This is a genomic window from Benzoatithermus flavus, assembly GCF_037908215.1.
Classification (GTDB): Bacteria; Pseudomonadota; Alphaproteobacteria; order Geminicoccales; family Geminicoccaceae; genus Benzoatithermus; species Benzoatithermus flavus.
In genome coordinates, this window is the sequence record NZ_JBBLZC010000013.1 from 120,875 (window position 1) to 145,172 (window position 24,298).

The 24,298-nt window shown below is 69.4% G+C and carries 19 protein-coding genes, 1 tRNA gene and 2 pseudogenes; 14 read left to right on the top strand and 8 right to left on the bottom strand.

Annotated features, from left to right (window positions below; all coding sequences use genetic code 11):
* Positions 1 to 23 precede the first annotated feature (23 nt).
* The 7 genes from U1T56_RS14225 to U1T56_RS14255 all read left to right on the top strand — a co-directional run bounded on the left by U1T56_RS14225 (position 24) and on the right by U1T56_RS14255 (position 8,115).
* Positions 24 to 1,115: a hypothetical protein gene (locus U1T56_RS14225; RefSeq protein WP_418160148.1), complete on the top strand. Its 1,092-nt coding sequence runs from the start codon at positions 24 to 26 to the stop codon at positions 1,113 to 1,115.
* Positions 1,067 to 2,449, top strand: a complete 1,383-nt coding sequence (gene tolB, locus U1T56_RS14230) for a Tol-Pal system beta propeller repeat protein TolB (protein ID WP_418160149.1) — start codon at positions 1,067 to 1,069, stop codon at positions 2,447 to 2,449. Before U1T56_RS14225 ends, tolB begins: the two co-directional genes overlap by 49 nt.
* Before the next feature lie 108 nt (positions 2,450 to 2,557).
* On the top strand, positions 2,558 to 3,124 hold the full coding sequence (gene pal, locus U1T56_RS14235; protein WP_418160150.1) for a peptidoglycan-associated lipoprotein Pal: 567 nt from the start codon (positions 2,558 to 2,560) through the stop codon (positions 3,122 to 3,124).
* A 45-nt stretch (positions 3,125 to 3,169) separates the two neighbouring features.
* Positions 3,170 to 4,210: a tol-pal system protein YbgF gene (gene ybgF / locus U1T56_RS14240; protein WP_418160151.1), complete on the top strand. Its 1,041-nt coding sequence runs from the start codon at positions 3,170 to 3,172 to the stop codon at positions 4,208 to 4,210.
* Positions 4,182 to 5,618 carry a tRNA lysidine(34) synthetase TilS gene (gene tilS / locus U1T56_RS14245; protein ID WP_418160152.1) on the top strand — a complete coding sequence of 479 codons (1,437 nt, stop codon included), beginning with the start codon at positions 4,182 to 4,184 and terminating at the stop codon, positions 5,616 to 5,618. The genes ybgF and tilS overlap by 29 nt, the downstream gene beginning before the upstream one ends.
* Before the next feature lie 21 nt (positions 5,619 to 5,639).
* Positions 5,640 to 7,580, top strand: a complete 1,941-nt coding sequence (ftsH, locus tag U1T56_RS14250) for an ATP-dependent zinc metalloprotease FtsH (protein WP_418160153.1) — start codon at positions 5,640 to 5,642, stop codon at positions 7,578 to 7,580.
* 79 nt (positions 7,581 to 7,659) lie between these two features.
* Positions 7,660 to 8,115 (top strand): PaaI family thioesterase, encoded by a 456-nt coding sequence (locus U1T56_RS14255; RefSeq protein WP_418160154.1) that lies wholly within the window; start codon positions 7,660 to 7,662, stop codon positions 8,113 to 8,115.
* A 36-nt stretch (positions 8,116 to 8,151) separates the two neighbouring features.
* On the opposite strand, the gene U1T56_RS14260 is transcribed toward U1T56_RS14255, so the two are convergent.
* From U1T56_RS14260 to U1T56_RS14275, 4 genes and pseudogenes are all read right to left on the bottom strand, one after another.
* Positions 8,152 to 10,812, bottom strand: coding sequence for an AAA family ATPase (locus tag U1T56_RS14260; RefSeq protein ID WP_418160169.1), 2,661 nt, complete (start codon positions 10,810 to 10,812; stop codon positions 8,152 to 8,154).
* Positions 10,795 to 11,031: pseudogene (locus U1T56_RS14265) on the bottom strand (adenylate/guanylate cyclase domain-containing protein); the annotation flags it as partial. The pseudogene U1T56_RS14265 and the gene U1T56_RS14260, both read right to left, overlap by 18 nt.
* 34 nt (positions 11,032 to 11,065) lie before the next feature.
* Positions 11,066 to 11,332, bottom strand: a complete 267-nt coding sequence (locus tag U1T56_RS14270; RefSeq protein WP_418160155.1) for an SAM domain-containing protein — start codon at positions 11,330 to 11,332, stop codon at positions 11,066 to 11,068.
* A gap of 129 nt (positions 11,333 to 11,461) precedes the next feature.
* The gene (locus U1T56_RS14275) at positions 11,462 to 11,878 is read right to left on the bottom strand and encodes an EVE domain-containing protein (protein WP_418160156.1); all 417 of its coding nucleotides are present in this window, start codon (positions 11,876 to 11,878) and stop codon (positions 11,462 to 11,464) included.
* Between the two features lie 69 nt (positions 11,879 to 11,947).
* On the opposite strand from U1T56_RS14275, the gene U1T56_RS14280 reads away from it, so the two are divergent.
* Entirely contained in the window at positions 11,948 to 12,559 is a 612-nt protein-coding gene (locus U1T56_RS14280) for a DMT family transporter (protein ID WP_418160157.1), read from the top strand.
* Positions 12,560 to 12,992: 433 nt separating this feature from the next.
* A pseudogene (locus U1T56_RS14285) lies at positions 12,993 to 14,164 on the top strand (IS701 family transposase); the annotation flags it as partial.
* Positions 14,165 to 14,374: 210 nt separating this feature from the next.
* Here the strand turns inward: U1T56_RS14285 and U1T56_RS14290 are convergent.
* Positions 14,375 to 14,989, bottom strand: a complete 615-nt coding sequence (locus U1T56_RS14290) for a hypothetical protein (protein WP_418160158.1) — start codon at positions 14,987 to 14,989, stop codon at positions 14,375 to 14,377.
* A gap of 131 nt (positions 14,990 to 15,120) precedes the next feature.
* On the opposite strand from U1T56_RS14290, the gene U1T56_RS14295 reads away from it, so the two are divergent.
* Positions 15,121 to 15,212 (top strand) — tRNA-Ser (locus tag U1T56_RS14295).
* 509 nt (positions 15,213 to 15,721) lie between these two features.
* Here the strand turns inward: U1T56_RS14295 and ctrA are convergent.
* A complete protein-coding gene (gene ctrA, locus U1T56_RS14300; protein ID WP_418160159.1) occupies positions 15,722 to 16,426 on the bottom strand; it encodes a response regulator transcription factor CtrA in 705 nt (234 codons plus the stop codon).
* A 274-nt stretch (positions 16,427 to 16,700) separates the two neighbouring features.
* Between ctrA and U1T56_RS14305 the strand changes: the two genes are divergently transcribed.
* Complete coding sequence (locus tag U1T56_RS14305) at positions 16,701 to 18,137, top strand: FliI/YscN family ATPase (protein ID WP_418160160.1); 1,437 nt, start codon at positions 16,701 to 16,703, stop codon at positions 18,135 to 18,137.
* On the top strand, positions 18,121 to 18,588 hold the full coding sequence (locus U1T56_RS14310; protein ID WP_418160161.1) for a hypothetical protein: 468 nt from the start codon (positions 18,121 to 18,123) through the stop codon (positions 18,586 to 18,588). The genes U1T56_RS14305 and U1T56_RS14310 overlap by 17 nt, the downstream gene beginning before the upstream one ends.
* Here U1T56_RS14310 and U1T56_RS14315 read toward each other — a convergent pair whose 3' ends face one another.
* Both U1T56_RS14315 and U1T56_RS14320 read right to left on the bottom strand, forming a co-directional pair.
* Positions 18,589 to 18,903 (bottom strand): 2Fe-2S iron-sulfur cluster-binding protein, encoded by a 315-nt coding sequence (locus tag U1T56_RS14315; RefSeq protein ID WP_418160162.1) that lies wholly within the window; start codon positions 18,901 to 18,903, stop codon positions 18,589 to 18,591.
* 1 nt (position 18,904) lies between these two features.
* The gene (locus U1T56_RS14320) at positions 18,905 to 19,936 is read right to left on the bottom strand and encodes an NAD(P)/FAD-dependent oxidoreductase (protein ID WP_418160163.1); all 1,032 of its coding nucleotides are present in this window, start codon (positions 19,934 to 19,936) and stop codon (positions 18,905 to 18,907) included.
* A gap of 463 nt (positions 19,937 to 20,399) precedes the next feature.
* On the opposite strand from U1T56_RS14320, the gene U1T56_RS14325 reads away from it, so the two are divergent.
* The gene (locus U1T56_RS14325) at positions 20,400 to 20,789 is read left to right on the top strand and encodes a hypothetical protein (RefSeq protein WP_418160164.1); all 390 of its coding nucleotides are present in this window, start codon (positions 20,400 to 20,402) and stop codon (positions 20,787 to 20,789) included.
* Positions 20,790 to 20,964: 175 nt separating this feature from the next.
* Positions 20,965 to 23,661, top strand: a complete 2,697-nt coding sequence (gene secA / locus U1T56_RS14330; RefSeq protein ID WP_418160165.1) for a preprotein translocase subunit SecA — start codon at positions 20,965 to 20,967, stop codon at positions 23,659 to 23,661.
* The last annotated feature ends 637 nt before the right edge of the window (positions 23,662 to 24,298 follow it).

Genomic DNA, 24,298 nt, shown 5'->3' on the forward strand with positions numbered 1-24,298 from the left:
CAGGGCTCGTGGGACGGACCAGGATGGGTCGCTCCTTCATCGCTTCGCTCCTGCTCCACCTCGCCGTGGTGGGCCTCGTCGTCCTGCTCTCACGCTTCGGCCATGACCTGCCGCCGGAGGAGGCGCCGATCTCGGTCGAGATCGTGAGCGATGCCGCCGCACCCAAGCCCTCGCCGCTCCCGCCCAAGGCTCCGCCGGCGCAGGCCGCACCACTGCCGCAGCGCCAGGCGGCCGCACCCGCACCGCCGCCGCCTCCGCCGCCCGCTCCCAAGGTCGAGCAGAAGCCCGCACCCGCTCCCGTGGCCGAGGCGAAGCCCGAGCCGTCCGCACCGCCTCCGCCGCCGAAGCCGGAACCGACGCCCGAGCCCAAGAAGGCGGAGACGCCGAAGCCGGAACCGACGCCCGAACCCAAGAAGGCGGAGGTACCGAAGCCCGAGCCCGTGCCGGAGCCGAAAAAGGCCGAAGCGCCGACGCCCGAGCCGGCTCCCAAGAAGCCGGAGCCGCCCAAGCCCGAACCGAAGAAGCCGGAGCCGCCGGCGGAGCAGCCGAAGCCCGTGAGCAAGCCGGAGACCAAGAAGCCCGAGCCCGAGTCGGAGAAGCCGACCCAGGTGGCGAAGGTGGAACCCAAGAAGGAGAGGCCGCCCGAGCCGCCGGCCCCCAGGACCGAGGAGAGCGACTTCGATGCGCTGTTGCGCAGCGTCGAGGCGCAGGCGAAGCGCGTGAAGGCGCCCGAGAAGCGCGAGGGCAAGGGCACGGCCGCCGAGGCGGGCGGGACGAACCAGCCGGGCCAGGCGCAGCAGGCGCAGATCAACCCCTCGGCGCTCGCGGCCTCGATCAGCCGGCAGATCACGCCCTGCTGGAACATTCCCGTGGCCGCGCAGGGCGTCGAGGGCTTGCGCGCCGAGCTCAACATCGTCATGGCAGCGGACGGCAGCGTGCAGTCCGTGGTGCCGATGGACGCGGCCCGGATGAGCAGCGATCCCGTGTTCCGCGCCTTCGCCGAGAGCGCCGTGCGCGCGGTCCGGGCCTGCTCGCCGCTGAAGCTTCCACCGGAGTCCTATCAGGTATGGCGGAACATCATCTTCAACTTCGACCCGTCGGCGATGACGGGCTGAGCGGACGCTTCCGGCTCGGCCGGCGGCGGCTCCTGAGCGGGGCCGCGACAGCGCTCGTCGCGAGCGGGGCGGGTGTGTCGGCGGCGCTGGCCCAGCTTCGGGTCGACATCACCAAGGGTGTCGTGCAGCCGATCCCGATCGCGGTGAGCCCGTTCGCGGGCGACGGCCCGGCCGACCGGGAGCGCGGCCTCGCCATCGCCGAGGTGATCGGCAACGATCTGCAGAGCTCGGGCCTGTTCGAGCTGATCGACCGCCGCGCCTACATCCAGTCGCCGGATGAGCTCAGGAGCCTGCCGCGCTTCGCGGACTGGCGGCAGATCAACGCCCAGGCGCTCGTGAGCGGCACCGTGCAGGGGGCCGCAGGCGGTGGGCAGCTCGCCGTCGAGTTCCGCCTGTGGGACGTGTTCGCGGGCGAGCAGATGCGGGGCCTGCGCTTCGATGCGCCCGAGGCGAGCTGGCGGCGGATCGGCCACAAGATCGCGGACGTGATCTACGAGCGGCTCACGGGCGAGCCCGGCTATTTCGATACCCGTATCGCTTACATCGCCGAGACCGGTCCTGCGGCGCGGCGGGTCAAGCGCGTCGCGGTCATGGACTGGGACGGCGCCAACAGCCGCTATCTCACCGACGGCAGTTTCCTCGCCCTCACCCCGCGCTTCTCGCCGGACGGCTCGAAGGTCGCCTACATGGGCTTCCGCCAGGGTCCGCCCAGGGTCTTCGTCGCGGACGTCGCTTCCGGCCGCGAGGGCACGCTCGGCGACTTCCAGGGCATGACCTTCGCCCCGCGCTTCTCGCCCGACGGGCGCAGCCTGCTCTTGACGCTGGCGCAGAACGGCAACTCCGACATCTATCTCTGGGACATCGCCACGCGGCGCGCCACGCGCCTCACGGATGATGCCGCGATCGACACCTCGCCCTCGTTCTCGCCCGACGGCAGCCAGATCGTGTTCAACTCGGACCGGGGCGGTCGGCCGCTGCTCTACGTCATGAGCCGGAACGGCGGCGGTGCCAGGCGCATCAGCTACGGCGAAGGGCGCTACGGCAGCCCGGTCTGGTCGCCCAGGGGCGATTTCATCGCCTTCATGGTCATCAAGGGCGGCTACTTCAACATCGGCATCATGCGGCCCGATGGCAGCGACGAGCGGCTGCTCACGCGCAGCGCCCTCGACGAGAGCCCGAGCTGGGCGCCGAACGGGCGCACGATCATGTTCGCGCGACAGGACGGGTCGGGCAGGAGGCGTCTGTTCACCATCGACGTTAGCGGCTACAACGAGCGCGAGGTACCCACACCTACGGATGCCTCCGATCCGGACTGGTCGCCCCGGTTGCCTTGAACGCACGCCCCGATTCCATGCCCGTCCCCTCGCTTCCCCCGCCGCCGCCCGCCTTGCCCCAGGCGCCGGTGCTCGTCGTGGCTGGGCTCAACACAGGAAGATAAAGTCATGCTCGCTCGCTTCGTCCCCGTCGCTGCCGCTCTCTTCCTTCTGGCCGCCTGCTCGACCTCGGAGGAGTCGCTTTCGGATACCGCCGGCGGCGCCGGTGCGGGTGCCGGGAAGGGCACGCTGGGCGCCGCCGACATGGGGCTCGGCTCCGGGGCCGGCACGGGCATCGGCAGTGGCACCAGCCTGAACGGCGCGGCCACGCCGGGCAGCCAGGCCGACCTCGAGGTCAATGTCGGCGACCGCGTGTTCTTCGGCTTCGACAGCTCGACCCTCGACCAGACCGCACGACAGACCGTCGAGCGTCAGGCCGCTTGGCTGCAGCAGTTCCCGTCGGTCACCGTGACCATCGAGGGCCACACCGACCAGCGCGGCACGACCGAGTACAACCTCGCCCTCGGCGAGCGGCGCGCCAACGCGGTCAAGACCTACCTCACCCAGCTCGGCGTCGATCCCGCCCGCGTGCTCACCGTATCTTACGGCAAGGAGCGCCCGGCCGATCCCGGCACCACCGAGCAGGCCTACGCGCTCAACCGGCGCGCGGTCACCGTGGTCAACGTGACCCACTGAGCAAGGCACCCCAGCAGCATCTTCTTTGCGGACGGAGCGGCGATCATGGTCTGGCGCACGGCAGCGGCAACCTTGCTCACAGCGGCCGCGCTTGCGGCCACGGCCGAGGCAGCGCCCGGCCCGGCACCTTGGGGCAGCGAGCTCGCGCGTGCTGCCGCCGGGGTCGCCGCCGTCCGCGCCGAGCTGCAGATGGCGCAGCTCCAGCCCTCGGCGCAGCAGTCCGCGGTCCTCGCCGCGCGGCTGCAGCAGCTCGAGGAGGACATCCGCCGCCTCACCGGCCGGATCGAGGAGGTCGAGCACGCGCAGATGCAGATGCAGGCCCGTCTGCAGCGCCTGCTCACCCAGGCGGATCAGCAGCGCGGCAGCACCCCGCAGGAGCTCGCCGACACCGGCCGGGCCGCTCCACCGGCGACGGCGCCCGAGCCGCCGCTCGCGGCACCGGCGGCGCGGCCGACGCCACTGACGCCGTCCGTGACAGCCCGCCAGGAGCCGGCCCCCCCGCCGGCCGTTGCCCGACCGGCTGCGCCCGCCCCGGTGGCCTCCTCGATCGCGCCCGACGCCTCCGCGCAGAAGGGCTACGTTCTCGGCACCATTCCCGAGGATGCGCTGCGCGGCCAGTCCGTGCCGAGGCAGCCCGACCTGCCGGCACCCGGCCAGGACGGGGGAGTGCAGGCGAGGCTGGAGAGCGAGGGAGCCACGACCCCGCCGGCGAGCTACGAGGCCGGGCTCGAGCTCCTGCAGGCCAATCGCTGGGCCGAGGCGGAGCAGGCCTTCGCCGCCTTCGTGCAGCAGAACCCGAACGACCCGCGCGCCGCCACGGCCTCGTACTGGCTCGGCGAGACCTATCTCCTGCGCAAAGACTACGCGAACGCGGCGGCGGTGTTCGCCCGCAACTACCGCACCTACGGTCCGGATGCACCGCGGGCACCCGACAATCTGCTGAAGCTCGGCGTGGCGCTGGCCGGGATGGGCCAGCGCGAGAAAGCCTGCCAGAGCTTCGCCGAGCTCGCCAAGCGTCATCCGAACGCGCCGGCCCCGATCCGTCAAGCGCTGAGCCGTGAACGCACGAGCGCCGGCTGCACCTGACCACGACCGACCGCTGACCGCGGCCGAGTTCGCGGCCCTGCTCGAACCGTTCCAGCCTTTCGAGCGGCCGCCGGCGCTCGCGGCCGCCGTCTCGGGCGGTCCCGACAGCATGGCCCTGGCCCTTCTCGCGAGCGCTTGGGCCGAGGCCAGAGGCGGCACGCTCACCGCACTCGTCGTCGATCATCGCCTGCGGCCGGAATCGGCCGCGGAGGCGGCCCGCACGGCGGCGTGGCTCGCCGCGCGCGGCATCCGGCCGCAGGTCCTGGTCTGGACCGAGGCCAAGAAGCCCGCCTCGGGCATCCAGGCCGCGGCCCGTGCCGCCCGCTACCGCCTGCTGACCGCCGCCTGCCGGGAAGCCGGCATCCTCCACCTCCTCCTGGCCCATCATGCCGACGATCAGGCCGAGACGGTCGCCATGCGCGCCGAGCGGGGGAGCGGTCCCGACGGCCTCGCCGGCATGCCGGCCGTGCGCGAGGAGCCGGGCCTGCGCCTGCTCCGTCCGTTCCTGCCCGTGCCCAAGGCTCGCCTGATCGCCACCTTGCGGGCGGCAGGCCAGCCCTGGCTCGAGGACCCGAGCAACCGCTCGCCCCGGTTCCGCCGCGGCCGGCTGCGTTCGGGCCCGGACTTCGATTCGTCCTTCTGGCTCGGCGAAGGCCGGCGTGCCGCTGCTGCCCGCCGGGAGCGCGACGCGGCGCTCGCCCGCTTCCTCGCCACCCATGCCGGACCACATCCCTTGGGCTTCGTCCGCCTCGGGCTCGAAGCCTGGCGTGGGCTTCCCTCCGAGCTGCGCGAGGCGGTGCTGGCACGCCTCCTCGTCACGGTCGGTGCTGCTCCTTATCCGCCGCCTGGCGCCGTTCTGCGCCGGCTCGAGCGCACCCTCGAAGCCGCCCCGCCGGGATCACGAGCCACGGCCGCAGGCTGTGTCCTGGCTGTGCGGCCTCTTGGCGAGCTCGTCGTCGCCCGCGAGCCGGGCCGGATCGTCCACGCGCTGCCGATCCGGGCAGGTGAGAGGATCGTATGGGATCGGCGCTTCGCCCTGACCTGCCATATGAGCCCGGCCGGCTTGCGGGTCGCGGCCCTGGGGGAGGCCGGGAGGAGGGAACTGCCACGGCCCGTTCGCGACAGGTTGCGCGACCTGCGGCTACCCGCAGCGGCCATCGCCTCGCTGCCGGGTTTGTGGCGGGAGGGCCGGTTGGTCGCCTGCCCGCCGCTCGCGGCCCATGGTCTCGACTCGCCTGCCGGCGTCCTCGTCGAGGCGGCGCCGGCGCCGGCCCAGCCGCTGGCATCCGCGGCTTTCGCGGGCGCGAATGTTGTTTCAAATCCGCCCCGCCTTATTTATCCTGCAGGTGCCGGACGTGATCCCGCTGCGGGAACGGTGACGAGCGGATCATGTTGTCTTGGTGCCTAGGCTCACTTCGAGGCGCACGCGGTGAACAACTTCGGCAAGAATCTAGCCTTATGGGTGATCATCGGCCTGCTGCTGATCGCCCTCTTCAATCTGTTCCAGGGACCTTCCTCGCGTGGGCCGCAGACGAGCCTGGCATTCTCCGATTTCCTGTCCGAGGTCGAGGCCGGCCGGGTCAGCGACGTCACGATCCAGGGCGATTCGATCTCCGGCCACTTCCAGGACGGGCGCTCCTTCAGCACCTACGCGCCCTATGATCCGAACCTGGTCAACCGCCTGACCGACCACGACGTGCGCATCAGCGCCGTTCCGCTCGACGAGAGCATGCCCTCGCTCTTGGGCGTGCTGGTCTCCTGGTTCCCGATGCTGCTCCTGATCGGTGTCTGGGTGTTCTTCATGCGCCAGATGCAGTCGGGCGGCGGCAAGGCCATGGGCTTCGGCAAGTCGAGGGCGCGCCTGCTGACCGAGAAGCACGGCCGCGTCACCTTCAACGACGTGGCCGGCATCGACGAGGCCAAGGAGGAGCTGCAGGAGATCGTCGAGTTCCTGAAGAACCCGCAGAAGTTCCAGGCGGTCGGCGGCCGGATCCCGAAGGGTGTCCTGCTCGTCGGCCCGCCCGGCACCGGCAAGACGCTCCTCGCCCGCGCCATCGCCGGCGAGGCCAACGTGCCTTTCTTCACGATCTCGGGCTCGGATTTCGTCGAGATGTTCGTGGGCGTGGGCGCCTCGCGTGTGCGCGACATGTTCGAGCAGGCGAAGAAGCACGCGCCCTGCATCGTGTTCATCGACGAGATCGACGCCGTGGGCCGGCATCGCGGTGCGGGGCTCGGCGGCGGCAACGACGAGCGCGAGCAGACCCTGAACCAGCTCCTGGTCGAGATGGACGGCTTCGAGGCCAACGAGGGCGTGATCCTGATCGCGGCCACCAACCGCCCGGACGTGCTCGACCCGGCGCTCCTGCGCCCCGGCCGCTTCGACCGGCAGGTCGTGGTGCCGAACCCCGACGTGCTCGGTCGTGAGAAGATCCTGAACGTCCACATCAAGAAGGTGCGGGTCGGCCCCGACGTCGACACCAAGGTGATCGCGCGTGGGACACCCGGCTTCTCCGGCGCGGATCTCGCCAACATCGTCAACGAGGCGGCGCTGCTCGCCGCCCGCGCCGGCAAGCGCATGGTGACGATGAGCGACTTCGAGGCCGCGAAGGACAAGGTCATGATGGGCGTGGAGCGCCGCTCCATGGTCATGTCCGAAGAGGAGAAGCGGCTCACCGCCTACCACGAGGCCGGCCATGCCGTGATGGCCTACTTCTCGCCGGCTTCCGACCCGATCCACAAAGCCACCATCATCCCGCGCGGTCGTGCGCTCGGCATGGTGATGCGCCTGCCCGAGGGCGATCGGATCTCGGTCAGCCGCGAGAAGCTCGAGGCCGACATCGCCGTCGCCATGGGCGGTCGGGTCGCCGAGGAGCTGGTGTTCGGCCGCAACAAGGTGACGGCCGGTGCCGCTTCCGACATCGAGCAGGCGACCAAGATCGCGCGTCACATGGTGACCCAGTGGGGCATGAGCGACGAGCTGGGCCCGGTGGGCTACGCCGAAAATCAGCAGGAGATCTTTCTGGGCCATTCCGTGACCCAGACCAAGAACATCTCCGAGGCCACGGCGCAGACCATCGACCGCGAGATCCGGCGGATCGTCGAGGAAGGCCATGCGCTGGCGCGGAAGATCCTGTCCGAGAACCGCCACCACCTCGATCGCTTGGCGCAGGCGCTGCTCGAGCACGAGACTCTGACCGGCGAAGAGATCAACGCCATCATGCGCGGCGAGCCGCTCGCCAACGTGCGTCGCGACGAGCTCAACACTGCCGGTGCCGGTATGGGCAAGCGTGGCTCGGTCCCGACCACGCGCCCGAGCGGCGGCGAGCCGCCCCCGGCCGGCATCGAGCCGAGCCCGCAGCCGGGCGCCTGAGCGGCCGGATCGCTTCTCTGCAACCAGGCCCGTCGTGCCCGCGGCGGGCCTTTTCCTTGCCGTCTCGTCGAAGGATCGGATGAGCACGAACGAACCCAAGGACCCCGCCTTCGCGGCGCGCGTCCACGGCAGCTTCGCGAAGCAGGGCCTGATGGCCACGCTGGGCGCCCGCCTCGCGCGGGTGGCGCCGGGCGAGGTCGAGATCGAGCTGCCCCTCTCGCCCGCCATCGCCCAGCAGCACGGCTTCGCCCATGCCGGTGCCGTGGCCGCCATCGCCGACAACGCCGCCGGCTATGCCGCGCTCAGCCTGATGCCGCCCGGGGCGGGCGTGCTCACCGCCGAATTCAAGATCAACCTCGTGGCCCCGGCCGCGGGCGAGCTCCTCCTCGCGCGCGGCCGCGTCGTCAAGGCCGGCCGCACGCTGACCCTGGCCCAGGCCGAGGTCCTGGCCCGGCAGGGCGGCCGGGAGAAGCTGGTGGCGCTCCTCACCGCCACCGTCATGACGGTTGAGGGCCGGGAGGGGGTGGCCGATTAGGCTCTGCTTTCGAAGCCCACGCCGACAGGAGAAGAATCAGCCAAGCTCGTCGACCAGGGCCTTGGCCTTCTTGAGGTCGGGCGTACCCGCGCCCTCGGTGAACCAGCCGTAGGCCGGGGCGAGGAGATCGCGCGCCTCCTGCCTCCTGCCTCGGTCTCGCCAGAGCCGGGCCAGCGATGTGGCGGCCCGGAGCTCCCACATCCTGGCCCGCTGCCCGCGCGCCGTCTCGAGCGCCTCGACCAGGCACTGCTCGGCGCTCGTCGGATCGGGCGTGTCGCCCGAGAGCAGCAGCTCGCCCCGCAGCCGGAGCAGCTCGGCCTCGAAATATCGCTCCCCCGTGCAGCGGGCTCGATCGACTGCGTCGGCCATCAGCGCCACACCCTCTTGTGCCCGGCCCGCTCGGCCGTGCGCCTCGGCCTGAAGGGCCAGGAAATGCGGTTCATAGAGCCTGGCGCCCGATGCGGACCATGCGGCGAGACCTTGCCGGAGCTGCGCAAGCCCTGCGTCCACCTGCCCAGCCTCGCTGAGCGCCCATCCCCGGAGCGCCGTCGCCGCCCCGAGAAAATGCGGGAGGTTCTGCTCTGTCGCCAGTGCGGCCAGCGCGCCCGCATGATCTTGAACATCGCGCCTCACGCGGCAGCACTGAGCGAACAGGCATCGGAACAACAAGGCATAGGCCAGCGTATGGTAATGGCCGAACGCGCGCGCGGCGCCGAGCGCTTCGCCGCTGTGCGACCACGCCTGGCCCGGGTAGCCGAGAACGAACAGCGCCCATGCGAGCCCGGACAGCGCCGCCACCCGCGGGTCTTGCACGTAGAGAAAGGCCAGCGAGCGGTGCTGCGAAGGATCGTAGAGGGCGAGCGCCCGCTCGAGATGCTCATGAGCGGTGACCGGCTCGCCGCGCCAGAAGGCGCCGCTCCCGAGGATTCGGTGAGCGACGACCGTCGCAGGTACGTCCCGGTGCTCCCGCGCCCGCCGCAGGAGCTCCTCCCCCAGGGCACGCGCTGCTGCGTGCTCCGCACGCACGGCGTGGAACACCCATTGACCGTAGAGCACGGGCCATAGCTGGGCGGTGGCCCCGATCCGGTCGCAAAGCTCAAGCGCCCGGGCGTTGGCGCGCCCCGCTTCCGGCGCTGCCCAGCCCTGCGCGCCCATCGAGGCCACCCCCAGGGCGATCTGCAGGTCCAGCTCCAGGCTTGCGCGCTCGCGGTCGTCCGGCAGATCCTCGAGCAGCCCCAGCCCTGTCCGCAACTGGGCGATGGCCTCGGCCATGGCCGAGCGCCGGATCGCCAGCTCCCCCGCCCTGAGCCAGTAGCGGACCGCTTTCCCGACCAGCCGCGCCCGGGCGCAGTGCTGCGCGAGAACCTCGGGCTCGGCCTCGCACCTATCCGGAAAATGCTGCTCGAGGGCCTCGACGATACGCGCGTGCAACTGCTGGCGCCAGCCGCGTAGGAGGCTGCGGTAGGCGGCGTCCTGCACCAGAGCATGCTTGAAGGTGTAGGTCGCCTCGGGCGGCGTGCCGCGGCGGAAGATCAGCTCGGCCTCGCATAGCTGGGCCAAGGCCTCCCGCAGCGCGCTGTCGCCTAACGGGGCTACTGCCGCGAGCAGCTCGTAGCCGAACACCCGACCGATGCAGGCGCCGATCTGCGCCACCTCCCGCACCGGCGCCAAGCGATCGAGGCGGGTCAGCAGCGAGTCGTGCAAGGTCGACGGGATGGCGAGTGGCGGCAGCGGGCCCGAAAGCACATAGGCGCTACCGTCATCCCGGAGCAGACCGGACTCGAGCACCGCCTTGGTCAGCTCCTCGACGAACAGCGGCACCCCATCCGTCTTGGCCACGATCTCCCCGAGCACCGCCTCGGGCAGGGCCTTGCCGCCCGTGACCTGGCCGACCAGGGCGACACCCTCCCGGCGGCCGAGGCGGGCCAAGGGCAGAAGCGTCACGTGGGAGCGACCGAGCCAGGGCGGCACGAACTCCGGCCGGAAGGTGACGACCACCAGGGCCGGCACGGCCTGGGCGCGATCGACCACCCGGTCCAACAGCTCGAGCGTGGTGGGATCGGCCCAGTGCACGTCCTCGTAGATCGCCAGCACCGGGCGCTGCCGGGCCAAGCCTTCCAGTTGGCCCAGCAGCGCCTCCGGCGTACGCTCCTTGCGCATCGGCGGGCTGAGGCTCAGCGGGAGATAGCGGGTGCCGGTCGGGATAGAGAGAAGCCCGGCGAGGAGCGGGGCAGCCTCGGCCATGCCCTCGGCCGCTTGCGCGAGGAGTGCCTCGAGCTTGGCGAGCTTCTGGGCCGGGTCGTCGTCGCGAGCGAAGCCGGCGGCCCGCTCGAGCAGGGCGATCACCGGGTGCAGGGCGCTCGTCTGGTGGAAAGGGGAGCAGAACTGGCTCAGCGGCGTGTGGGGCTCGTGCGCCAGCCGCTCGCGCAGCGCGCTGACCAGGCGGGACTTGCCGATGCCGGGCTCGCCGGCGAGCAGCACGACCTGGCCCTCACCATCCTTTGCCCTCTCCCAGCGGTCGAGGAGTAGGGCCAGCTCGTGGGTGCGCCCGACCAACGGGGCGGGATTGGTGCCGCGCAAGGCCTCGAAGCGGCCCTCGGCCCTGCCTTCCCCGAGCACGCGATAGGCGGACACCGGCCCCGGGATGCCCTTGACCGCCACCGCTGGCCATTCCTCGACCTCGAACAGGCCGCCCACGAGCCTCCGCGTGCGCTCGGCGATGAGCACATCGCCGGGTCGGGCGAGAGCTTGCAGGCGGGCCGCCAGGTTGGGCGTCTCGCCTATCACGGCCTGCTCCCGGGCTTCCGCCTCGCCGATCAGATCGCCGACCACGACCAAGCCGGTGGCGATGCCGACCCGGGCGGCCAGGGGCGAGGCGGCCGGCGTTTCGAGCTTGGCCACCGCTCGGGTAATCGCGAGGCCGGCGCGGACGCCACGCTCGGCCTCGTTCTCATGCGCCTGTGGCCAGCCGAAATAGGCGAGCCGCTTGAGCCGCTCCCGCCACGCTCGCCATCGTCGTCGAGGGGCCGGCCAAGGCGCGGATCGCCTTGAGCACGACCTTGCGCGGCCCGAGTGGCAACCCGAGCTCCCGCAGGTCCGCATCCGTCAGCTCCGGCAGGGCCTCGGGCGTGATCTCCGCATCACGGAACGCCTGCGCATAGCGCTCCAGCCCTAGGCGGCGGAGCCAAGCTCCAACGTCCAAGTCCTGACCCGGCACGAGCCTTTCCCACCCCTTGGGGGCAGCCTACCCTAAACCTGGAGGGAAAGCGCCATGAATCGCCACGGGGCGACTGATCGCGAGTGGATCGGGCTCCCGCCGCTACTGTCGCCGCAGGCTCGCAGGAGCCTAGGGCTCGAGCCCGGCCATCTCGCACAGGATTCGCCAGTGCTCCTCCTTCACCGGCATCACCGAGAGCCGGGGCTGGCGGACGAGGGCGAGATCGGCGAGGCGCGGGTCGGCCTTGATCGCCTTGAGCGGCACCGGCCGGGGGGCGGGCAGGAGCGGCTTCACCTTCACCCGCACGAACCTGCCGGTGGCGTCGTCCGGGTCCGGGTACCACTCGGCCGAGACCGTCATGACGCCCAGGATCGCCGGGTCCACGACCGAGCGGTAGAAGAAGGCCTGCTCGCCCAGCCTCATCGCCCGCATGTTGCCCGCGGCCTGGTGGTTGCGCACGCCCGCCCACTCGGTCTCGCCGTCGGCGACGAGCCGGTCCCAGCTATAGTCCTCGGGCTCGGTCTTCAGGAGCCAATGGGCGGCCATCCCACTCTTCCCTCGCAGCATGTTCTCGGCTAGCCCCGGCTAGCACGGCAGGGCGAGAGGAGGGAACGGATGCAGGACAGCCGCGGGCGCTCAACGCTGGCCGGGCTCGGCGCCATCGGGCTCTGGGCGCTGCTCGCACCTTTGGGCGTGGCTGCCGGGCCGGTGCCGCCTTTCCTGCTGACCGGCCTCGCTTTCGCCGTCGGCGGCGTTCTGGGCCTCGCCTGGCAGCTCGGCACGGGCCGCGGGCTCGCCGTGCTGGGCCGGGTTCCGCCCGTGGCCTGGGTGCTCGGGATCGGCGCCTTCTTCGGCTATCACGCCCTCTACTTCACCGCCCTCCAGACCCTGCCGCCGGTGGAGGCGCTGCTCATCATCAATCTCTGGCCGCTCCTGATCGTGCTGTTCACGGGTCTCCTGCCGGGCGAGCGGCTGCTGCCGCTCCATCTCGTGGGCGTCACCTGCGGCCTCGTGGGCGCTGCGATCCTGGTCTTCCTCAAAAGCGAGCACGCGGGCGCCGACCTGCCGGCGCCCAGCCTCCTAGGCTACCTCGCCGCCTTGGGCTGCGCTTTGATCTGGTCCGGCTACTCGGTCCTGAACCGCCGCCTCGTCGCCGACGGGCCGCCCGCGCCAGCATCTCCCGGGCGACCAGGTCTGGCTGGCAGGCGAGCACCGCACCACGGGTGAGCGGAAGCCCTACCTCGCCAACCACCCGGCGGGCACGCCGCTGGAGGTTTGGGCAGCCGCGATCGCGGCCCGCCGGGTCTGCGAGCAGATGCACCGGCAGATGAAGGACGGGCTGGGGCGCGACCACTGCGAGGGCCGCTCCTGGCGTGGCCTGCACCACCACGCGCCGTCGTGCCGGCCCGCCTTCCTGCAGCATCTGCGGCTCGGGGGGAAAAGCCTCGCCAGCGGATCCGGGGCCGGGCCGCCGCCCGAGCCTGCCCGTCATCCGCCGCCACATCCTGGCGGCGCTCCTCTGCATCCGCCTGCGCTGCCCGCATCGTCGGCCGCGCTTCACCCACCACCTCCGGCTATGAAACTGGCAGGGTAGTGCGAGCATGACAGTTGCACTTTGGCTGGCCCGGTGCGTTCTTCCCGAACGGCGAGGAGAGCGCGGGTGAGCGGTGCATCGGTCGAGACGACGTTGGCGCTTCGGGCGTCGTCGCTGCGGGAGGTCGCGGGGCGGATCCGCCCCTTGTTCACGCAGGCGCGGGTGGCACGTCGGCTGACCAGTTCTTGGACGGTCTGCTCGGGCCGAGGCAGCGCAAGACGGGATGGATGCGGGCCGAGGCGGCGGGTGATCCGGGCCCTGGCGGCAGCAGGCCATTCTTGGCCGTGGCCTCTGGGCGGCGGATGCGCTGCGCGACCTCGTGCGGGTCCATGCGCTAGAAACCGCTGGCCGACCCGGGTGCGGTGCTGGTGATCGACGGGACCGGCTTTTTCGAGCAGGGCAAGGCCTCCTCTGGCGTCGGACGACGGTACACTGGCTCGGCGGGCAAAATCACCAATTGCCAGATCGGCGTCTTCGCGGCCTACGCGTCGCGGCACGGCCATGCTTTCAGCGACCGTGCGCTCTACCGGCCCAAGGCCTGGGCCGACGATCCGGCCCGCTTGGTGGCGGCGCATCTGCCGCCCGAGATGGGCTGCGCCACCAAGCCGCGGCTGGCCGGGCGCATGGTCGAGCGCGCGAGTGCCGCTCGCGTACCGTTCGTCCGGGTGACAGGGGACGGCGTCCATGGCGTGGGCGAGATCGAAATGGCGCGACGCCGGGAGGGCAAGGGCTACGTCCTCGGCGTCACCGCCACCCGGCCCTTCAACTCCTGGGTCGACGAGCCAGGGGTCGCCGGGACCGCCGAGGAGATCGCCCAGGATCTCGACCCCACGGCTTGGCGTCGTCGGTCCGCCGGCGAGGGCACGAAGGGACCGCGGCTTCATGCTTGGGCCTACCTCGAACCGGCGGACCTGGACGCGGACGAGTACCGGGACGGTGCCACCGGGGTCTGGACCCGCGGCCTGCCGATCCGGCGCCACATCGCCGATGGCGCCTGCTTCACCCCCTGGTGCCCGGCCGGGACCACGAGCGAGGCCTTGGTCGCCGTCGAAGGGCAGCGCCGGGCCATCGAGGACGCATTCGAGACGGCGAAAAACGAGCTCGGCCTCGACCACGACGAGACCCGGTCCTGGCACGGCTGGCACCGTCACGTCTCGCGGGTCATGCTGGCCTTCGCCCTTGTGGCGGTGATCCGCCACAAGGCGAATGCCGCACCACCCCCGAAAACCCTGATCCGGCTCACCCGAACGCGCCGGACCTCATCCGCTGGTCGGTCCAGGGAATCCGGCGCGTTGCCGTCCGCCTCGTGCAGCGATGCATCCGGCCCGCCCGGGGCATCGCCTGGTCATGCCGGCGACGCGCGCACCAAGTCGGCGCCCAACGCCTTCACCTGAAGCGAAAGCTGCAACTGTAATGCCAGATTCGCTCCCGAGATCGGCAGACCGGGATCAGCTTCCGAGCAGCTCCTTGACCTTCCTGAGATCCCACTTGTTCGCGAGCGCCACGAGCGGATCGCCGCTCTTCACGTTGTGCCCCTGCAGCATGATAGTGCCCTTGCCGCCGAGATCGATGACGAGCTGCGCCGACTTGTCTTCGGCATCATAGGTCACGACCGCGTTGTCGCGACCGATCCGGACCCGCTTGGCATTGGGCTGGGCTGCCAGGACCTGAGGATTCATGAGCATGCCGGCGAGACCCTGGAGGAACCCGCTGCCGGCCATGAGCTGTGCCTCGATCGAGGCTTCTCCGTCGCCCTCGCCGGAACGGTAGGTGCGGCTCAGCATGGTGCCTGCCCCCATGAGAGGGTTGGCGCCCCGCGACTGGTCCCCCGGATCCTCGATCCGCCAGCCCGCTGGCGGTTCGGGAAAGGTCGCGAGAAGCTGTTCGCCGATCTTGCCGCGCAGCGCCTGGAGCGCGAACTCGAGCTCCGAGACGGCGCCCGGAATGTCACCCTGATCATAATAATGGCGCGCCTGGTCGATCTGATCCGTGATCTCGTCGGCTGACACGCCCTGCGGCAGAGCCAGGACGGTGGCGAGCAGAGCGGTAGCAAGGACGCGCATGAGCAAACCTTCGGGTTGTAATGCATCGGAGCTTCGGCCAGGCTTCTACTGCCTGTCAAGCGAGGTGCCTTGCGGTGTCGCCCGGTTGCGACTAGATAAGCGCCACGCGCGCCCCCGAGCACGCGCCCTGCGGAGGGATGCCGGAGCGGTCGATCGGGGCGGTCTCGAAAACCGTTGTACCCCGCGAGGGGTACCGTGGGTTCGAATCCCACTCCCTCCGCCATGTCTCCAAGTTGCTGATTTTCCTGGGTTTTCTGGCCGGTGACGACCATCGCCGTGTGCCGGTATCCAGTATGGTGCACGCCATGGCGAAGGCCGAGGACGTGTCCGACGACCGAATTTCGAGGACAGCATACGAAATCAACCCTCCTTGTGACCCTCACGGCTACGCGGATCGCGCTTGTGCAGGTGCAGCCGGAGGTCGAGCAAGCAGGCCGAGCATCGCCTCATGTAGGGAGGTTCGGCTGGCGTAGGGCGGAAAGGTTGATTTCCTATGCTGTCTTCGAGACAGTTGGATGGGGCTTCAAGCGGATCGCGCAGGAGCTCAGGTGTGATCGTAAGACGGCGAAGCGCCATCTTCTTCATGGCTGCTGGCAAGGCTGCCAGCAGCCATGGCGGGCCAGAGCGCTGGACGGGCTGGAGGACTCGTCTGCCGAGCGGTTCCGGCGCCACCGCGGCGACGCCGACGTCGTCCACCAGGCGCCGGCGGACGAGCGCAGTTCCCGAAGGTGCTCAAGCGACCGCTGCCTGGAGCGCCACGGGTTCCGGATCCTTCAACATGTAGCCCCGTCCCCAGACCGTCTCGATATAATGGTCGCCACCGGTGGCCAGAGCGAGCTTCTTCCTGAGCTTGCAGATAAAGACGTCGATGATCTTGAGCTCGGGCTCGTCCATGCCGCCATAGAGGTGATCGAGGAACATCTCCTTGGTAAGGGTGGTGCCTTTGCGCAAGGAGAGCAGTTCCAGAATGCTGTATTCCTTGCCGGTCACATGGATTCGTCTTCCGTTGACCTCCACGGAACGCTTGTCCATGTTCACGACGAGCTTGCCAGTGCGGATGACCGATTCGGAGTGGCCCTTGGCTCGCCGCACGATCGCCTGTATCCGGGCGACGAGTTCTGTCCTGTTGAAGGGCTTGGTCAGATAGTCGTCGGCACCGCCGACCAGCCCTTTCACTTTGTCGGCCGGATCGGAGCGGCCCGAAAGGATCAGCACCGGTGTCTGGATGCGGGCGCTGCGCAAGCGGCGCACGACCTCGTGGCCATCGATATCGGGCAGATGCAGATCAAGGATGATGATGTCGAAATCATAGAGCTTCGCGAGCTCGATCCCGTCCTCGCCGCAGCCCGCCGCCTCGAACACCATGTTCTCGCTCTTCAGAGCCGTCTCGATCAGCTTGGCCGAGACGGGATCGTCCTCAATCACCAGAGCACGCATGGTTTCTCCCACTCTCGCTCTCCATCGTCGCCGTCCTTGGCGGCAGCACGACCATAGCGGGTCCACTCTTAAGCCACTGTTAATCCGAGGGGTGGCTTCTGAACCCGGCTGCGCCTCCTGCTCGGTCGGAACGGCCGCAGCTCGATCGAGCTGCGGAGCATACAACCACAGATTGCAAAACGTGCGCAACCAAAAAGTGTAACGCTTCCTTCACTACCCGCAACGAGAGTGATGGCTGCGAGGCGTTTCGTCCCGAGAGGTTGAGGAGAGAGGCGTGTGGAGCGAGCCAGAGTTCGAGGTACTCACGGCAGCCTTCGCCGCCATTCCCTCCTTCCGGCACGGCGGCTACGTCACGGGCTGCAGCAGCGGTCTGATCACGGCGAGCGGCCTCGACCGGCACGCCGCGATCGGCGATCTCTGCCTGATCGAGCGGCGAGAGGCCGCCACCCCTTCGGCTGCATCACCGCTATTTCGCGGGCAGAATGCGGTGATGGCCGAAGTCGTGGGCTTCACCGAAGCCGGAGTGAAGCTCGTGGCCTACGAGGAGCCGGTCGGCATCACGCGTGGCGCCAAGGTGGCGCTCGAGCCGGGACTCGGCATCCTCTATCCCTGCCTTGCCTGGCGCGGACGTGTCCTCGATGCGCTCGCCCGGCCGATCGACGGCGGACCGCCTTTGCCACGAGGTGATCGGGCTTACAGGATCACCGCCCGCGCCGTCGCCGCCGAGCGACGGCGCGGGCTGGGGCGCCGGCTTTCGCTCGGGGTACGGGCGCTCGATCTGTTCACGCCCTGCTGCGACGGTCAGCGCTTGGGGATCTTCGCCGGCTCCGGCGTGGGCAAGTCCACCTTGCTCTCCATGATCGCGCGCGACAGCGACGCCGACGCGCTGGTCGTGGGCCTCATCGGCGAGCGCGGCCGCGAGCTCAACGACTTCCTCGAGCACACCTTGGGCGCGGAGGGGCGGGCACGCAGCGTCGTGGTGGTGGCGACTTCCGACCTGCCGGCCATGCTGCGCCGCCGCGCAGCCTATGTCGCGCTCACCGTCGCCGAGCAGTTGCGCGATCAGGGCCTGCGCGTGCTGTGCCTGATGGACAGCGTCACCCGTTTCGCCATGGCGTTGCGGGAGATCTATCTCGCTGCCGGCGAGGTACCGGCGAGCCGTGGCTACCCGCCCAGCGTGCTTGCCGAGCTGCCGAGATTGCTCGAGCGGGCGGGACCCGGCGAAGGCGAAGGCAGCATCACCGGCCTGTTCACCGTGCTGGTCGAGGGCGATGATACCAACGAGCCGGTGAGCGATACGGTACGTGGCATTCTCGACGGCCATATCGTCCTGGATCGAGCGATCGCCGAGGGAGGACGTTTCCCGGCGGTCGACCCCTTGAGAAGCGTCTCGCGCAGCGCTCCCGGCTGCTACACGGCCGAGGAATGGGGGCTCGTGCGCGAAGCACGCCGCCTGATGCGGCTCCATGCCGACATGGAGGAACTGATCCGGCTGGGGGCCTACCGCAGCGGTAGCAATGCCGAGCTCGATCGGGCCATTGCGGTCCGGCCGGCTCTGGAGGCGGTGTTGCGGCAGGACGCGAGCGAGCGGGCGGTCGCTGGGAGCGCTGCCTTCGCCTCCTTGGCCGAAGCCCTGGCCAGACCGACAGAGGAAAGAGCAGCCCCGTCCCGAAGCGATGCAGGAGCGACGAACGATGATGGTGAACGGTAGGGAGCAGTCGATGCGCCGTGCGCTCGATCTGCTCGCTCGCATCGAGAAGCAGGTCCTGGACCGCCAGTATCTGACGCTGCGGGCCATCGAGGCCGAGATCGAGCGGAACCGACGGGAGCTGAGCCTGCTCGAGGGCGCTCTCGCTTCGGAGCTGAGCATCGCCTGGGCGTTGCCGGGCGGGCCTCGTCCGTTCGCTGCTTACAATGCCCGCGCCCGCGAGCGGCAGCATCGGTTGATGATCGGTATCGAAGCGCTCGGGCATTCGTGGCAGAAGGCGGAAGCTTCGCTCCACGAGGCCATGCAGCGCTTCAAGGGCCTCGATCTCGCCGCGGAACGGATGCGGGCACGAGCCACCGAACTCCTGCGGCGGCAGGCCGAAGCTGCGTGCCAGGAAATAGTCCTGCTCCGCGCAGCCTGCCTCACCGAGCCGCGGGAAGAGGCCGCAGCGTGATCAGAACTCGGGCGCGAGCGTCACCTTGAGGCCATCGAGGGCGTCGGTGAACTTGATCTGGCAGGAGAGGCGCGAGTTGTCGCGTACCTCGAACGCCTCGTCGAGCATCATGCTCTCGTCGGCGTTCGGGGGCTCGAGCCGGTCGAGCCACGCGGGGTCGACATAGACGTGGCAGGTGGCGCAGGCACAGCAGCCGCCGCACGCGGCCTCGATCGGCAGATCGTTCTCGCGGATGATCTCCATGACCGACCAGCCGAGCGTGCCCTCGAGCTCGTGTTCCTCACCTTCGCGATCGGTCACGAACAGCTTCGGCATGTCAGGCAACACCCAGTTTCTTCTGGAGGTCCGTGCTGGAGGTCGTGTAGCGGAAGATCAGCTTCTGCTCGGGGAAGCAGTACTTGAACGCCTTCTGGCACATCAGCGCCGCCTCGTGGAAGCCCGAAAGGATCAGCTTGAGCTTTCCAGGGTAGGTGCAGATGTCGCCGATCGCGAAGATGCCGGGCTGGTTGGTCTCGAATGCCGCCGTATCGACCGCGATCAGGTTGCGGTCGAGATTGAGTCCCCAGCCGGCGATGGGACCCAACTCCATCTTGAGGCCGTAGAAGGCGAGGACCGTGTCGCAGGGAACGAGCGTGGAGGTGCCGTCGGTGCCCTTGATCGTGACGCTCCGGATCCGGTCGCCCTCGCCATCGAGAGCGCTGATCTGGCCGATGACGAGGCGCATCCGTCCCTCGGCCACGAGCCGGCGCATCTTCTCGACCGAATCGGGGGCGGCGCGGAACTCGTCCCGGCGGTGGACGAGCGTCATGCCGGCCGCGATCGGCTGCAGGTTGAGGACCCAGTCGAGGGCCGAATCGCCGCCGCCGGCGATCAGGATGTTGCGGCCGCGGAACTGGTCCATCTTGCGGACGGCGTAGAACAGGGACGTGCCCTCGAACCGCTCGGCTTCGGGCAGCGGCAGGCGTCGTGGCACGAAGCTGCCGGCTCCGGCCGCGATCACGACCACGGGCGCCTCCAGCACCGTGCCGGCGTCGGTCTCGAGCCGCCAGCGCCCGTCCTCGAGGCGGCGCAGGTCGGATGCCTGCTCCTTCAGGTGGAAAGCGGGCTCGAACGGCCTGATCTGCTCCATCAGCCTGTCGACGAGCTCTTGGCCGGTGCAGCGCGGCACGGCGGGGATGTCGTAGATCGGCTTGTCCGGATAGAGCTCGGCGCACTGGCCGCCGATCTTGTCGAGATTGTCGACGAGATGGCACTTCATGCCGAGGAGCCCGGCCTCGAACACGGCGAACAGGCCGCACGGGCCTGCGCCGATGATGATCATGTCGGTCCTGATGACGTCCTCGGACATCGCTTTTCCGCAATGAAGGCCGCGTCGCCCGAACGGGCCCGGTCGCGCCCACGGAGCCAGACGACGCGGGAATGCCGGAACGGCGTCGCCGTCCCGTGAGACGATCCGGGCGCTTAGCATCCTCGCACCCTACGGGCAAGGGCGAGCTGATGCCCTGCAGCCGGAAGACGCTGCGATGCGCCGGACGTTCCTCGACGCCATCAGGTGATCGGGCCATCAGGCGCCGGGAAGGATCGCCGCTCTCCCATTTGGCTGATCGGTTCGTCTCGAAACACTCCCCCCGATCGTCGGGATCGCGAGGAGGCAGTTCGGGCGGCTGCCGAACAACGGGCCCAGCGGCCGGGCGAAATCCTCGCTCGGGACAGACCCTTTGCCTTCGTCCGATTGCCCTGGGATACCCCCTTGAGCCCCGTCGAGGAGCAGACCATGCTGTCCGACCGTCGCGAGCGGCAGGAGGAAGACGATGGCGAGGAACGCGCCCGGACGGATGCGGACCGGCATCCGCGAGATGGTGGATCTGCAGCTCGCCATGGCCAAGCTCGGCTTCGATCTGCTCGCGACCGGCGCGCATGCGGCGGGTGTGATCGCACGTCGCAGCGCGATGCTCGGTGCCGCGATGCTCCAGCCCGCCAGGCTCGCCGATCCGGAGTTCGTGCGCATGGCGGCCGAGAAGGTGGAAGCCGCGAGCGAGGCTGGTCGTCGTGCCGCCCGCCATGCGGACAAGATTCTGCCGCGAAGCTCCACCAGCACCATGATGCTGGCAGCATCGGGTATCGCTCTGGCCGAAAGCTGTCTTCGTCCCTATCACCGCCGGGTCCGGGCCAATTCCCGACGACTCGGCCGGCGTGGCTGACGGCGGCCGATCCCGCGTTAACGTGAAGACAAGGATCGCCGGTTATGATCCGGCCTCGGGTTCCTCGTTCGCCGGAGGGTGAATTGACAGCCTCGTCCCCAGAGCCTATCTGACCGCACGTCGTAGAAGTCCGCGCGTTCGCGCCAGCTCGCGCCCGTAGAAGGATTCTCCGCTCATGTTCGGCGCTCTTGCTCGGCGGTTGTTCGGCTCCGCGAACGATCGGCTGGTGAAGTCACTGCGCAAGACGGTCGACAAGATCAATGCACTGGAACCGTCGCTGGCCGGCCTGACCGACGAGGCGCTGCGCGCGAAGACGGACGAGTTCAAGGAGCGTCTGGCCAAGGGCGAGACGCTCGACGACCTCCTCGTGGAGGCGTTCGCCGTGGTCCGCGAGGCCGCGAAGCGCACTCTCGGTCAGCGGCACTTCGACGTGCAGCTCATCGGCGGCATGGTCCTGCACCAGGGCGGGATCGCCGAGATGCGCACCGGCGAGGGCAAGACCCTGGTCGCTACGCTCGCCACCTATCTGAATGCCCTCGAAGGCAAGGGCGTTCACGTCGTCACGGTCAACGACTATCTGGCCCGCCGCGATGCCGGCTGGATGGGCCAGATCTATCAGTTCCTGGGCATGAGCGTGGGCGTGATCGTGCCCGGTCTCGACGATGATCAGCGCCGGGCAGCCTATGCCGCCGACATCACCTACGGCACCAACAACGAGTTCGGCTTCGACTATCTGCGCGACAACATGCGCCACTCGCTGGATGCCATGGTCCAGCGCGGTCATCATTTCGCGATCGTGGACGAGGTCGACAGCATCCTGATCGACGAGGCGAGAACGCCGCTCATCATCAGCGGCCCCACCGACGACAGCTCCGAGCTCTACCGCGCGGTCGACAAGCTGATCCGCCAACTGGAGCCGGACGATTGGGAGAAGGACGAGAAGCAGCGCAGCGTGAGCCTGACCGAGAAGGGCCAGGAGCATATCCAGGCTCTGCTGGGCGAGGCCGGGCTCCTCAAGTCGCCGGATCTCTACGACATCGAGAACATCTCGCTCGTGCACCACGTCCAGCAGGCGCTGCGGGCGCACAAGGTGTTCAGCCGCGACGTCGACTACATCGTCAAGGACCAGAAGGTCGTCATCATCGACGAGTTCACCGGCCGCATGATGGAAGGCCGGCGCTACTCGGACGGACTGCACCAGGCGCTCGAGGCCAAGGAGGGGGTGCCGATCCAGGCCGAGAACCAGACGCTCGCCTCGATCACCTTCCAGAACTATTTCCGCCTCTACGACAAGCTCGCCGGCATGACCGGCACGGCCGCGACCGAGGCCGCCGAGTTCGCCGAGATCTATAGGCTCAACGTGGTCGAGATCCCGACCCACCGGCCGATGATCAGGAAGGACGAGGACGACGAGGTCTATCGCACGGCGCGCGAGAAGAATGCGGCCATCGTGGCCGAGATCGAGGCCGCCCATGCCAAGGGGCAGCCGGTCCTGGTCGGCACGGTGTCGATCGAGAAGTCGGAGCAGCTCTCCGAGATCCTGAAGGCCAAGGGCATCCCGCACCAGGTCCTGAACGCCCGCTACCACGAGCAGGAAGCCTACATCATCGCCCAGGCGGGCAAGATTGGGGCGGTCACGATCGCCACCAACATGGCCGGTCGCGGCACCGACATCCAGCTCGGCGGCAATGCCGAGATGCGGATCGCCCAGGAGCTGCCGCCCGAGGAGCGGCGCGGGCCCAAAGCGGAGGCGATCCGGGCCGAGGTCGAGGCCTTGCGCGAGAAGGTGAGGGAGCTGGGCGGCCTCTACATCATCGGCACCGAGCGCCACGAGAGCCGGCGGATCGACAACCAGCTCCGTGGCCGCTCCGGCCGCCAGGGCGATCCGGGCCGGTCCAAGTTCTTCTTGAGTCTCGAGGACGACCTCATGCGCCGGTTCGGCTCCGAGCGCATGGACGGGATGCTGCAGCGCCTGGGCCTGAAGGAGGGCGAGGCAATCATCCATCCCTGGATCAACAAGGCGCTCGAGAAGGCGCAGCAGAAGGTCGAGGCCTACAACTTCGAGATCCGCAAGCAGCTCCTCAAGTTCGACGACGTGATGAACGACCAGCGCAAGGTCGTCTACGAGCAGCGTCGCGAGCTGATGGAGGCCGAGGACGTCTCCGACACGGTGCGCGACATGCGCTGCCAGGTGATCGAGGATCTCGTCGCCAAGTACATTCCCGAGAAGGCCTATCCTGAGCAGTGGGACGTGGAGCATCTTCACGCCGAGGTGAAGCGCTATCTCAATCTCGACCTGCCGATCGCCGAATGGGCCAGGGAGGAAGGAATTGCCGATCAGGAGATCCGCGAGCGGCTGATCAAGGCCAGCGACGAGCTCGCCCAGCGCAAGGTGGAGGAGTACGGCGAGCCCTTGATGCGGATGGCCGAGAAGAGCCTGCTGCTCCAGATCCTCGATCATCTCTGGAAGGAGCATCTCCTCCATCTCGACCATCTGCGCCAGGGCATTCATCTGCGCGGCTACGCCCAGCGCGATCCCCTGAACGAGTACAAGCGCGAGGCGTTCGATCTGTTCTCGGCGATGCTCAGCAACCTGCGGCAGACCGTGACCCAGGTGCTTTCGCATCTCGAGGTCCGGATGCAGCAGCCCGAGCCCGAGCCCGCGCCTGCGGCGCTGGCTCCGCCTCCCCGCCCGCGGCCGATCCAGATGGCGGCAGCATCGCCGGCAGCCGGAACGACGGCACTGGCCGGTGCCGACATACTCGAGGCCAACCCGTCCGATCCCGCCATCTGGAGTCGGACGCCGCGCAATGCACCCTGTCCCTGCGGCTCGGGTAAGAAGTACAAACAGTGCCACGGTCGGATCGCATAAAGCCGGCTTCGAGTAGAGTGGTGATACCGGCCCTACGAAGCGGTGACGGACGCGGGCAGCCAGGGGAAATCGGTGGGCGGTGGCTGAGCCGGCGGTCGCGAAGAGGCTCCCAGACCCGCTCCCCCGGGTTCGACTCGGGGCGGTAGGGCGGCAACGGGACCAGGATCAGGCTCGCCGGCACGGTCAGGCCCTCGCTGACGGGCCAGCCGGCCCCGTCGGGCACGAGCGCGGCATGGATCCCGGCCGGAACCGCCCGGCCGAGCCCGGCCAGGAAGCGGCCATGGCCGCGGTCGCGACCGCGGGCCGGGCCAGGGCGACACCCTCGCCGCGCTCGGGACAGACGGCGCCGAACAGGTGGGCGGCGCCGAAGCCCTGCTGGCGCACCCCGCGCGGGCGTACCCCTTCCGGTACCAGACGTGGCCGCGGCGGCCTTCTGCCCGATGCGGGCCTCATCCATGAACCACGGCTCGACCCGCGCTCCTTCCGGGCGCCGGCCCGCCGTTTCCCGGAGCATGTCGGGCCAGGTTTTTCGAACCGCGCCTGCGCCTTCGGGTCCGCCGCGGGTGGACTGGCCGGGCCTGGGGTCAGGAGAGGTCGAGACCCTCGAGCATCCCGCTCTCGCCGTAGCGGACCCCAA